This window comes from Solwaraspora sp. WMMB762, assembly GCF_049179115.1.
Lineage (GTDB): Bacteria > Actinomycetota > Actinomycetes > Mycobacteriales > Micromonosporaceae > Micromonospora_E.
This window is the reverse complement of sequence record NZ_JBMHMD010000001.1, coordinates 4,620,328-4,631,987: the sequence shown is the minus strand read 5'-3', so window position 1 is coordinate 4,631,987 and position 11,660 is coordinate 4,620,328. Positions and strand designations below refer to the sequence as shown.

The following is an 11,660-nucleotide window of genomic DNA, read 5'->3' as shown; positions in this document are numbered from 1 at the left end:
GGTGTCTGCATGCCGACCGAACCGGGCCTGCGCGAGCGCAAGAAGGAACGCACCCGGGCGGCACTGATCGAAGCGGCGGCCGACCTGTTCGACCGCAAGGGCTACGACGAGACGACCGTCGCCGAGATCGCCGCCGCGGCCGAGGTCTCCACCCGGACCTTCTTCAGCTACTTCCGGACCAAGGAAGAGGTCCTCTTCGCGGACAATGCCGAACGCCTGCGCCTGGCCCAGACCGAGATCCGGCTCCGGCATCCCGGCGAAAGCCCGGCCGACGTGCTGCTGCGTACCGCCCAACGGATCTTCGCCACCAGCACCTTCTCGAACCAGCTGTTCGCCCGGCTGGCGCCGGTCCGGGTCCGGATGATCCTGGCCAGCCCGGCGCTGCAGGGCTACGCGCTACGGCTGCTGCTCAGCGGGCAGACCGAGCTGGCCCGCGGGCTGCACGAATCCTTCCCGGACGAGCTCGACGAGGTCACCGCCGCGGCGATGGTCGGATCGTTCGTCGGCGCGCTGGTCGCGGTGATGATGCAACTCCTCGCCGACCTGCCCGAACCGGAGCAGGCGATCCTGGTCGACCAAGACCAACTGCTGGCCGGCCTGCAGCGGGCGATGCAGGTCGCGGTCGCGGGACTCGCCGACGCTAGCTGAGCCGGCGGGACTTGCGGACCAGGCCGCCCTCGCACCAGTCGTGGTAGTCGAACAGCTGCGGCTTGGCCAGCAGCACCCGGGTGTTGTGCGCCCAGACCGACATCAGCTCGTCGCCGTCCTGCTCGGCCTGCTCGACCAGCTTGCGCAGCCGCCGTTTCGGGTGGGCGCGGAAGTTGGTCCGGATACCGTCCGCCGCGTAGATGTAGAGGCAGTGCAGCGCGAACCGGCGGGCCGGACAGGTCGAATCCATCGCCAGGTCGAACAGCGTGGTGATCAACCGGTCACCGGAGACGAGCAGGTCCCAGTCCTGCGGCATCGACTGCAGCGGGACCGAGTCCGGCTGGTACGCCCAGGCGCGCAGCTCGGCGGGCGACGGATCCACCGGGTTGGCGAAGCCGCGGAACGCCGACTCTTGCACGCTCAACGGGGACCCTCCCGTTCGCGGCCGACAGGGCACAATCGGCCCCGGGCCTACCACTAGCTACTGCCGCGCCACGGTAGCGTGTCGGAGGGTGATCGGGGAAGTCCCTCATTGTGCCATTCACGAAGCCGGTACGTGTTGGTCCACTTCCGTCAGGTGATCTCTGCTGGCCGCGAGGGGTGCGCGTCGCCCCCGCAGTCGACGCTTGAACCAGCGGGAATCCGGAATCCGGGCCAGCACCGGTCCGGTCACCACGGTGATCAGCACGTACGCGGTGGCCAACGGCGCGAGCGCCGGCTCGATACCGGAGCTGGCGACCGCCAGGCCGGCGATCACGATAGAGAACTCCCCACGCGGCATCAGCGCCAGCCCGGCCCGCCACCGACCGGGAGCGGCGATGCCGGCCCGCTTGGCGGCCAGGTAACCGGTCAGCACCTTGGTGCACATCGTCACCACCGCCAGCCCGAGGGCCGGCAGCAGTACCGGCGGGATGTCCCGGGGGTCGGTCACCAGCCCGAAGAAGACGAAGAAGACCGAGGCGAACACGTCCCGCAGCGGGGTGAGCAGTTCGGTGGCGCTGTGCGCCACCGGCCCGGACAGCGCGATGCCGACCAGGAACGCGCCGACCGCCGCGGAGACCTGCAGTTCGGCGGCGATCCCGGCGACCAGCAGGGTCAATCCGAGTACGCCGAGCAGCAACGCCTCCGGGTCGCGTACCGACAGCAGAGCGGAGATCCGGTGGCCGAACCGGACCGCGACCAGCAGCACGACGGTGACCGTGGTGACCGCTACCGCGACCGCCACGCTGCCGGCGGCGAGCCCGGCGCCGATCAGCACCGCGCTGAGCACCGGCAGGTAGAACGCCATCGCCAGGTCCTCGACGACCAGGATCGACAGGATGACCGGTGTCTCCCGGTTACCCAGCCGGCCCAGGTCGCCGAGCATCTTGGCGATCACGCCGGACGACGAGATCCAGGTGATCCCGCCGAGCACCACGGCGGCCGTCGGCCCCCAGCCGAGCAGCAGGGCGAACGCGACTCCCGGCAGCGCGTTGAGCAGCGCGTCGATCAGGCCGGCCGGTGCCGCCCGGCGCAGGTTGCCGACCAGCTCGCTCGCCGAGTACTCCAGCCCGAGCATCACCAGCAGCAGCACCACGCCTATCTCCGCCCCGACGGCGAAGAAGTCCTGGATGTCATGCAGCGGGAGCAGCCCGCCGTGACCGAACAGCAGCCCGGCGAGCAGGTAGAGCGGAATCGGGGACAGCCCGTAGCGCCGGGACAGGCGGCTGAGCAGCCCGAGGAGCAGCAGCAGCGCGCCGAGTTCGATCAGCAGCAGTGCGCTGTCGTGCATGGCCGGGTCAGCCGGCCGGGTCGTCGTTGGCGAGGATGCCGCCGACGCCGTCCAGCCCGGACCTGGTGCCGACGACCACCACCACGTCGCCGGCGGCGAACCGGAACTCCGGCCCGGGGGAGGCCAGCACCTCCCGGTTGCGCAGCACCGCCACGATCGACGCCCCGGTGCGGGTCCGCGTCTTGGTGTCGCCGAGGGTACGGCCGACGAACGGCGAGCCGGCTGAGATCGGTACCTGCTCGGTGAGCAGCCCGGCGGCCTGGTCGCGCAGCCCGGCGAGCTGGCTGAGCATCAGCGACGCGCCGAGGATGTCGGCGAGCGCCTCCGCCTCGTCGTCGGTCAGCGGGATGTCGGCGTCACAGGCATCCGGATCGTCCCGGTCGTAGAGGACGAGGTCCCGACGCCCTGACCGGTGACTCACCACGCCGATCCGTCGGCCTGACTCGGTCATCAGGTCGTGGCGTACCCCGATGCCGGGGAGATCGACCTGTTCCACACGTGCGCGCACACCGTCCACGCTACGCCGCCACGGGCCGACCGGTCGCGCCGCGTCCCGGCAGACTGGTGCGGACGCGGTGCCGAATCGGCCCAGGCGTGGTCGCCGGACCGGGCGGTTGTGGGGCGTGGACGGAAGGAGACGGCGGATGCGACGTCGGGCAGGCGGGTCCGTCACGGCCATCGGTCTGTCGGCCCTGCTGATCCTCACTGGGTGTTCGATCGGCGACATCCGCCGGCCACCTCCAGACCGCGCGACCCCGTCGACCGACGCGACGGTGCCTGTCGGCGGGCCCGCCGTCGAGGTACGCCCGATGCAGGTGCCGGCCGGCTACACCGCCCCGTTCATCGCGTTCGACGACGCCAACCACGGGTACACCTACTTCCACGGATGCGGCACGTCGGTGGGCACCGGGGCGCCGGCGAGTTGCCCGGCACTGCTCTACGCGACCTCCGACGGCGGCCGGTCCTGGCAGCGTCGGGAGCATCCGGACCCGGCGGCGAGGGAGCATTCGATGCTGGTCGGGTACGGCAGCCTGGTCATCGCGGCTGGCGCCGCCTGGTACCGGTTCGTCGACGGGGGTGCGACCTTCACCCGGTCGACCAGATCGGACGGGTCGATGCCGCCGGAGTTCGCCAGTTGGGACGGGCCGTACCAGGTGTGCTGCGAGACCGATCCGGTGGCGCGGGTCGTCGAGGTGACCGAGCAAGGGATGGTCCCGTTGGCGCAGCAGCCGCCGATCCCGGTGGTGCAGACCGTCGGCCACATCGGCGACAAGCTGACCGTCGTCGGACTGCACGAGGGCCGGCTGCATGTGGCGTTCGGCGCGCCGGTGGCGACCGACGATGACGGCGGCGGTGGGCCCGGGGTGCGCTGGCTGTGGCGCACCGACGCGGTCACCGTCGCGGATCCGGAGCGGATCCGTCGGTTCGTCGTAGAGACGACGCCGTCGGGCGGTTACTGGCTGATCGGCGAGCCGGTGCCCCTGCCGGGTGAGTTTCCGCTCGTCTGGCGGGCCGATTGGGGTCGGCTGGAGCCGGTGCCGGTCCACGACCCGCCGCCGGACGTGGTGGTGTCGGTGCTGCCGGACGGTGGCCGGCTGCTGGTCACCACCCGTACCGGTGTCTGGTCGGTCGGCTCCGACGGCCGCTTCGAGCCGGTCGACTGGCCGGTGCAGGGCGCCTACCTGACCCGGCTGTGGGACGGGACGGTGCAGGCGGTCCGACCGGACGGAGCGGTGCTGCTCAACGTGCGGCAGCCGTCGGGTGCCGGGTGGGTGGAGATCTCCTGGGAACCGTACGGGCGGTAGCCCGGTGCGGGTCGGGCTTCGGCGGTCGACTCGTCGATCGGAGTTGAGTGGAATAGACTCAAGTCTGGTGGTGTCCTCATCAGTGGACCAACCTGCCGTACAGGGGAGCACATGAACGCCGAACGTCTGACCACGAAGAGTCGCGAAGTCATCACCGCCGCGGTCGCCATCGCCAACCAGCGGGGCCACGCCACGGTCGAACCGTGGCATCTGCTGCTCTCCCTGCTGGACACCGGCGGCTCGACCGCCGCCGGCCTGCTGCGGGCCGTCGGCGCCAACCCGGTGGAGATCCGCCGGTCCGCCGTACGGACCGTGGAGAACCTGCCCGCCGCGCGCGGCTCCAGCGTCGCCGAGCCGAGCCTGTCCCGCGAGTTCGCCAACGCGATCGGCGCGGCCGAGCAGATCGCCCGCCCACTCGGCGACGAGTACACCTCCACCGAGCACCTGCTGGCCGGCCTGGCCCGAGTCGGCGGCGCAGTCGCCCAACTGCTCAAGAGCGCCGGTGCCACCGAGGAGAACCTGGTCGCCGCGTTCCCGTCGGTGCGCGGCGGCGACCGTCGGGTCACCACCGCCGACCCGGAGCAGACCTACCAGGCCCTGGAGAAGTACGGCGTCGACCTGACCGCCAGCGCCCGCGACGGCAAGATCGACCCGGTGATCGGGCGGGACGCCGAGATCCGCCGGGTGATCCAGGTGCTGTCCCGGCGTACCAAGAACAACCCGGTGCTGATCGGCGAACCCGGCGTCGGTAAGACCGCGATCGTCGAAGGGCTCGCCCAGCGAATCGTCGCCGGCGACGTACCCGAGTCGCTGCGCGACAAGCGGCTGGTCTCCCTCGACCTCGGCGCCATGGTCGCCGGTGCGCAGTACCGGGGGCAGTTCGAGGAGCGGCTCAAGTCGGTCCTGGAGGAGATCAAGAGCTCCGACGGCCAGGTGATCACCTTCCTCGACGAGCTGCACACGGTGGTCGGTGCCGGCAAGGGCGAAGGCTCGATGGACGCCGGCAACATGCTCAAGCCGATGCTGGCCCGGGGCGAGCTGCGGATGGTCGGCGCGACCACCCTCGACGAGTACCGCGAACACATCGAGAAGGACCCGGCGTTGGAGCGGCGGTTCCAGCCGGTGCTGGTCGGCGAGCCGACCGTGGAGGACACCATCGGCATCCTGCGCGGGCTCAAGGAACGCTACGAAGTGCACCACGGCGTACGGATCACCGACGCTGCGCTGGTCGCCGCCGCCGGCCTGTCCGACCGCTACATCACCGACCGGTTCCTGCCGGACAAGGCGATCGACCTGGTCGACGAGTCCGCCTCCCGGCTGCGGATGGAGATCGACTCCCGGCCGGTCGAAGTCGACGAAATCGAACGGGCCGTCCGCCGGCTCGAGATCGAGGAGATGGCGCTGGCCAAGGAGCCCGATCCGGGCTCGGCGCAGCGGCTGGAGCGGCTGCGCCGCGAGCTGGCCGACAAACGTGAGCAGCTGACCGCGCTCAGTGATCGCTGGCAGCTGGAAAAGGGACACATCACCCGGATCTCCACCGCCCGCGAGGAGCTGGAGCGCCTCGGCGGCGAGGCGGAGCGGGCCGAACGCGACGGCGAGCTCGAGCGCGCCGCCGAGCTGCGGTACGGCCGGATCCCGGCGCTGCAGGGCGAGCTCGCCCGCGCCGAGACCGAGCTGGCCGCGCTGCAGGCCGACGGCGCGATGCTCAAGGAGGAGATCGGCGCCGACGACATCGCCGCCGTCGTCGCCGCCTGGACCGGCATCCCGGCCGGCCGACTGATGGAGGGCGAGACCGCCAAGCTGCTGCGGATGGAGTCCTCGCTGGGCGCCCGGGTGGTCGGTCAGGCCACCGCCGTCACCGCCGTCTCCGACGCGGTTCGTCGGGCCCGCGCCGGGGTCGCCGACCCGGACCGGCCGACCGGCAGCTTCCTCTTCCTCGGCCCGACCGGCGTCGGCAAGACCGAGCTGGGCAAGGCCCTGGCCGAGTTCCTCTTCGACGACGAGCGGGCCATGGTCCGCATCGACATGAGCGAGTACGCCGAGAAGCACTCGGTGGCCCGGCTGGTCGGTGCCCCACCCGGCTACGTCGGGTACGAGGAGGGCGGTCAGCTGACCGAGGCGGTACGCCGCCGGCCGTACTCGGTGATCCTGCTCGACGAGGTGGAGAAGGCCCACCCGGACGTCTTCGACGTGCTGCTGCAGGTGCTCGACGACGGCCGGCTCACCGACGGGCAGGGCCGTACGGTGGACTTCCGCAACGCGATCCTGATCCTCACCTCCAACCTCGGCTCGACGCTGATCAACGACCTGACGTTGACCGAGGAGCAGCGCCGCGACGCGGTGCTGGCCGTGGTCCGGGCGCACTTCAAGCCGGAGTTCCTCAACCGGCTGGACGACATCGTGGTCTTTGCCATGCTCAGCGGCGCGGAGCTGCGGTCGATCGTGGACATCCAGCTGGATCGGATGCGGCGGCGGCTGGCCGACCGCCGGCTGACCCTGGACGTCGACGAAGCCTCCCGCAGCTGGCTGGCTGAGCACGGCTACGACCCGATCTACGGGGCCCGGCCGCTGCGTCGACTGGTCCAGTCGGCGATCGGCGACCAGCTGGCCAAGGCGCTGCTGGCCGGCGAGATCCGCGACGGCGACACCGTCCGGGTGCAGCTCGCCGACGACAAGGAAGGGCTGGCGGTGCAGGCCGGCTGATCGGCGTCGATGCAGTCCAGTTGAGTGACGTCGATCTCCCGGCCCGTCGGCGCGGGCCGGGTTCGGCGGTGAAACACGAGGTCGACGCGGCCTCGTTTGCCCCATGTGACTGGCGGGGTACCGCTACGGTGATCTTCCGAAGCTTTCGGGAAGGAGAGCCGTGTCGGATCCGAATCCGGCCGCGCCACCGGTCAAGGCGCGGCCGAGCACCGTCACCATTTCGAGTTACCTGCTGTTCCTGATCGCCGCGCTGCAACTGGTCGGCCTGATCGTCGCGCTGTCGGTGATGGGCACGATGCAACAGGTCTACGAGGACGCCTACGCCGGCACCGACTTGGAGGCCGCCAGCACCATCACGACGGTCTCCATGATCGCCGGGGCGATCTTCGGTCTGCTGGTCGCCGCCGGCCTGGTGGTGCTGGCGCTGCTCAACAACCGGGGCAAGAACCCGTCCCGGATCGTCACCTGGGTGCTCGGCGGCATCTTCCTCTGCTGCTCCGGGGGCGGGCTCGCGCTCGGAGCGGCGGGTAGTGCGCTGCCCACCGGCCCGACCAGCACCGACCCGAACATGCCGGACCCGGCGCAGGTGCAACGGGATCTGGAGGCCGCGCTGCCCGGCTGGTACGAGCCGGTCAACCTGTTGCTCGGCGTCGTGACCGTGCTGGCGCTGCTGGCCGCGCTGATCCTGCTGGCGCTGCCGCCGTCGAACGACTTCTTCCGTAAGCCCGCCGTGGCCTGGGAGCCGCCGGTGCCGGGCGGCGGGTACGGCGTACCGCCGATGCCGGGCGGCAACTACCCGAGCTACCCCGCCGCCCCCGGCGCACCGCCGGCTGCCGGCCCGCCGCCGCCGGCCACCCCGCCCGGTCCGCCGCCGACCCCTGGCGCGCCGCCGGCTGCCGGGCCGCCGGAGAATCCGCCCGGCAACCCCCCACCGCCGAGCAGCTGACGATCAGTCGATCACCGGGTCGGTCCGCCTGGGGCGGGCCGACCCGCGCCGGTACGGGGAGACCCGGTCCTCGTAGGAGGTGACGACGTGGGGGACAAGCCTGCCCTGCGTACCGCACTGGTCACCGGGGCCACCGCCGGCCTCGGTGCCAGCTTCGCCCGTCGGCTCGCCGCCGACCGGTACCGGCTGGTGCTGGTCGCCCGTGACCGGCAGCGGCTCACCACGTTGGCGGACGAGCTGGCCGACCGGCACGGCGTGACCGTCGAGGTGCTCGACGCCGACCTGGCTACTGACGGTGGAGTGACCGCCGTGGCCGACCGGCTGCGGTCCGCTGACGCACCGGTCGACCTGCTGGTCAACAACGCGGGCATCGGTCTGAACCGGTCGTTCCGGCGCACCGATGAGGCGGACGAGCTGCGGCTGCTGCGGCTCAATGTGGAGGCGGTGCTGCGGTTGACGCATGCCGTCCTGCCCGGCATGGTGCAACGCCGACAGGGCAGAGTGATTAATGTCTCGTCGGTGGCGGGCTTTGGTCCGTTAGCAGCTGGTTCGACCTATTCGGCGAGCAAGGCCTGGGTGACGAACTTCAGTGAGTCGATCGACATGTCGGTCCGCCACCTCGGGGTGCGGGTGATGGCGCTGTGCCCGGGCTACGTCCGCACCGAGTTCCACGAACGCGCCGGCATCCGGACCTCCGGCTCGCCGACCTGGCTGTGGCTGCGGGCCGACGACGTGGTCTCCGATGGTCTGCGGGACCTGGCCAGGGGGCGGGCGGTGAGTGTCCCGGACTGGCGCTACAAGGCGCTCGCCACTGTGGTGCGTCACGCTCCGCATGGACTGCTCCGGTTGGCGGTCGGGCGTCCGAAGGGTGGCGAGTGAGCCGAAGAGCGTATCAGCGGGTACGTCGCTGCGCTGGTTGCCGCGTTGACCAGGGATTTCGTGGTGTATGACCAGGTAGCGAGGTGGATGGTGGATATCGGCGAGTTGCCGGGCCGGCGCATGGGGACCCAGTGACGGGCAGTACTCTTTGTGACATGGGGAACCACGACGACCTGCGCAAATTCATCACTGACCTGGCCGTGGTGCACGGCAGGGTGGTGTTGTCGTCAGGTCGCGAGGCTGACTGGTACGTCGACCTGCGGCGGGTGACGCTGCACCACGCCGCCGCACCGCTGGTGGGACGGGTGCTGCTCGATCTCACCGCGGACTGGGAGTACGAGGCGGTTGGTGGCCTGACGTTGGGAGCGGACCCGGTGGCTCTGTCCATGTTGCACGCCGCTGCGGCGGAGCAACGGCGACTGGACGCCTTCGTGGTGCGCAAGGCCGGCAAGACGCACGGACTCCAGCGACGGATCGAAGGGCCGGACGTGGCCGGCCGGCGGGTGCTGGCAGTGGAGGACACCTCGACGACCGGCGGGAGCGTACTGACCGCCGTCGAGGCGTTACAGGAGGCAGGAGCTGAGGTGGTCGGCGTGGCGGTGATCGTCGATCGTGGGGCCGGTGACGCGGTTCGGGCAGCCGGACTGGCCTATCGGGCCGCCTATACGTTGGCTGACCTCGGCCTTCCGGCCTAAAAGTTTGCCGATTCGGATCTGCTGATATGCAGGCGGATCGATGCTGTTTGGTGGAAGGATGGGTTTCGTGGGAACTGCGTTGGCTGAAATGACCATGCCTCAAATCTCGCCGCTTGCCGGCGAGCCGATCGAACGCGCGGACGCGGAGCGACTCGCTGGAGTCCTCAAGGCGCTCGCCGACCCGGCCCGACTCAGGCTGCTCAGCCTGATCCAGTCGGCGCCGGAAGGCGAGGCCTGCGTCTGCGACCTCACTGCTCCGCTGGGGCTCTCCCAGCCGACGGTGAGCCACCACCTGCGTATCCTCACCGAGGCCGGCTTGCTGGAGCGGGAGAAGCGCGGAGTGTGGGCTTACTACCGGCTGGTGCCGACCGCGATCGCCACGATCGCGGATCTGCTGACCCCGCCGCGTAAGCGCGCCACCAAGAAGGCACGCTGACCTGACGGCACCTTGCCTGGTCGACTCGCGGAGGCGGAGCTGCCAGGCAAGGTGCCCAAGGTTTACGGAGGTCGCCGCGTGACGTACGTCGCTGGCGATCTGCGGGACCAGCTTGCCCACGTCGGCCACGACGTGGTGCGCGCCGGTCTCGTCGTGGGCTCCGGTGGCAACCTTTCCGCCCGCCTGCCGGGCGGCGATGAATGCTGGGTAACCGCGTCCGGCACCTGGCTGGACCGGCTCGTCCCGGCATCGTTCGTCCGGGTGCGGATCGCGGACGGCTGCACGCTGCCCGACAGCGACTCCACGCTGTCCGGCGACTCGCCGCTGTCGTCCGACGGCCGGCAGGCCCGGCCGACCAGCGAGCTGGCGCTGCACCTGGCGGTCTACCGTGCCCGCCCCGACGTCCGCGCCATCGTGCACCTGCACCCGCAGAGCATGCTGCTGCTGGACGCGCTCGGCGTACCGATCCGGCTGGTCACCACCGACCATGCCTTCTACCTGCGGCGCGTCGTCACCGTGCCGTTCGCGCCGCCCGGCGGGCTGCGACTCGCTTCCGCCGCCGCCGACGCGGCCGCCGACGGCACCAACTGCCTGATCCTGTCCCGGCACGGGTGCTCCGTACTGGCCGGGTCGGTGGAGCTCGCCCACAAACGGGCGGTCAACCTGGAAGAGGCCGCCCGGCTCACCTACCGGGCGCTGGCCATCGGCCGGCTCGACGAGCTGACGCCGCTGCCGGCCGACTACCTCGACCAGCTGCCGGACGCGGAGCACGGCACCGTCTGACCCACCGGTGGACCGGACCGACCTGCTCGGCCAGTTGGCCAGTGGAGCTCAGTGGTGGGTCGGCAGCTGCGGCGACTCCTCCTGGGTGACATCGACCGCCGCGCGGCGCAACCGGCGCTGCTCGAGGACGACCATCGCGGTGACGATGACGACCCCCAGCACCAGCAGCAACGCCACCGACAGCACATTGCCGTCGGGGGCGAGCAGCCCGCGATCCTCGGTCTGCCACGGCCACAGCGCCCGCAGGCTGCCGACGATCACGCCGGTCATCACCGCGAGGGTGACCCGCCGGTGGTGCTCCAACAGGTACTGCAGCAGCTTCACGAACAGCGTCAACCCGACGAGCATGCCGAGGGCGAAGACCGCCAGGTAGCCGACGTCGCGGTCGTTGACCGCCTCGATGGTCGGCTCGTAGAGCCCGACGGTCAGCAGCAGGAACGAGCCGGACACGCCCGGCAGCACCAGCGCGCAGACCGCGACCGCGGCGGCCAGCAGCACCACCACCGGGTTCGGGTCGATGCTGGCCGACGGCAGACCGGTCAGCACGAACGCCGCGACCCCGGCGGCGACCACCGCGAACACGTCCCGGCCGCGCCACGGCCGGCCGATCATCGAGACCGGCACCAGCACCGAGGCCAGCACCAGGCCGAAGAACAGTCCTCGGGTCTGCTCCGGGTACTCCTCCAGCATCGGCTCCAGGAGCCGGGCGGCGAGCAGCAGACCGGGCAGCATGCCCAGCGCCAGCGGGATGATCACCTCCCAGTGCACCTGCCGGAACTGCTCCCGGCTGCGGGTCCAGCCCTGCTTACGGGGCACGTCGGTGACCGCGTACCGGACCGCGCTGATCAGGTGCCCGGCCGAGGCGATGAGCCGCTCGTACACGCCGGTGACCAGGGCGATGGTCCCGCCGCTGACCCCGGGGACGGCCTCCGCCACCCCGATCGCGGCACCCCGGAACACATGGCCGACACGTTCGCGCACTGACATTTGCAGA

Annotated in this window: 12 protein-coding genes; 8 read left to right on the top strand and 4 right to left on the bottom strand. The window is 71.0% G+C overall.

Annotated features, from left to right (window positions below; genetic code table 11):
• Positions 1–9 precede the first annotated feature (9 nt).
• A complete protein-coding gene (locus ACN27J_RS20605; RefSeq protein WP_421368641.1) occupies positions 10–648 on the top strand; it encodes a TetR/AcrR family transcriptional regulator in 639 nt (212 codons plus the stop codon).
• Here ACN27J_RS20605 and ACN27J_RS20600 read toward each other — a convergent pair.
• The 3 genes from ACN27J_RS20600 to ACN27J_RS20590 all read right to left on the bottom strand — a co-directional run bounded on the left by ACN27J_RS20600 (position 641) and on the right by ACN27J_RS20590 (position 2,927).
• Positions 641–1,072 (bottom strand): hypothetical protein, encoded by a 432-nt coding sequence (locus tag ACN27J_RS20600; protein WP_278172681.1) that lies wholly within the window; start codon positions 1,070–1,072, stop codon positions 641–643. The two genes, ACN27J_RS20605 and ACN27J_RS20600, sit on opposite strands and share 8 nt — an antisense overlap.
• A gap of 117 nt (positions 1,073–1,189) precedes the next feature.
• On the bottom strand, positions 1,190–2,419 hold the full coding sequence (locus ACN27J_RS20595) for a cation:proton antiporter (protein ID WP_421368638.1): 1,230 nt from the start codon (positions 2,417–2,419) through the stop codon (positions 1,190–1,192).
• Positions 2,420–2,426: 7 nt separating this feature from the next.
• On the bottom strand, positions 2,427–2,927 hold the full coding sequence (locus tag ACN27J_RS20590; protein WP_278172676.1) for a cation:proton antiporter regulatory subunit: 501 nt from the start codon (positions 2,925–2,927) through the stop codon (positions 2,427–2,429).
• Positions 2,928–3,063: 136 nt separating this feature from the next.
• Between ACN27J_RS20590 and ACN27J_RS20585 the strand changes: the two genes are divergently transcribed.
• From ACN27J_RS20585 to ACN27J_RS20555, 7 genes are all read left to right on the top strand, one after another.
• Positions 3,064–4,224, top strand: a complete 1,161-nt coding sequence (locus ACN27J_RS20585; RefSeq protein ID WP_421368636.1) for a WD40/YVTN/BNR-like repeat-containing protein — start codon at positions 3,064–3,066, stop codon at positions 4,222–4,224.
• Between the two features lie 111 nt (positions 4,225–4,335).
• Entirely contained in the window at positions 4,336–6,927 is a 2,592-nt protein-coding gene (clpB, locus tag ACN27J_RS20580; protein ID WP_421368634.1) for an ATP-dependent chaperone ClpB, read from the top strand.
• A gap of 160 nt (positions 6,928–7,087) precedes the next feature.
• Positions 7,088–7,873 (top strand): hypothetical protein, encoded by a 786-nt coding sequence (locus tag ACN27J_RS20575; protein ID WP_421368632.1) that lies wholly within the window; start codon positions 7,088–7,090, stop codon positions 7,871–7,873.
• Between the two features lie 87 nt (positions 7,874–7,960).
• Entirely contained in the window at positions 7,961–8,752 is a 792-nt protein-coding gene (locus tag ACN27J_RS20570; RefSeq protein ID WP_421368629.1) for an SDR family NAD(P)-dependent oxidoreductase, read from the top strand.
• Between the two features lie 155 nt (positions 8,753–8,907).
• A complete protein-coding gene (gene pyrE, locus ACN27J_RS20565) occupies positions 8,908–9,447 on the top strand; it encodes an orotate phosphoribosyltransferase (protein ID WP_416595664.1) in 540 nt (179 codons plus the stop codon).
• A 58-nt stretch (positions 9,448–9,505) separates the two neighbouring features.
• A complete protein-coding gene (locus tag ACN27J_RS20560; RefSeq protein ID WP_123606510.1) occupies positions 9,506–9,883 on the top strand; it encodes an ArsR/SmtB family transcription factor in 378 nt (125 codons plus the stop codon).
• Positions 9,884–9,961: 78 nt separating this feature from the next.
• Complete coding sequence (locus ACN27J_RS20555; protein WP_421368625.1) at positions 9,962–10,666, top strand: class II aldolase/adducin family protein; 705 nt, start codon at positions 9,962–9,964, stop codon at positions 10,664–10,666.
• 48 nt (positions 10,667–10,714) lie between these two features.
• On the opposite strand, the gene ACN27J_RS20550 is transcribed toward ACN27J_RS20555, so the two are convergent.
• A complete protein-coding gene (locus ACN27J_RS20550) occupies positions 10,715–11,653 on the bottom strand; it encodes a DUF368 domain-containing protein (protein ID WP_421368622.1) in 939 nt (312 codons plus the stop codon).
• Positions 11,654–11,660 lie beyond the last annotated feature (7 nt).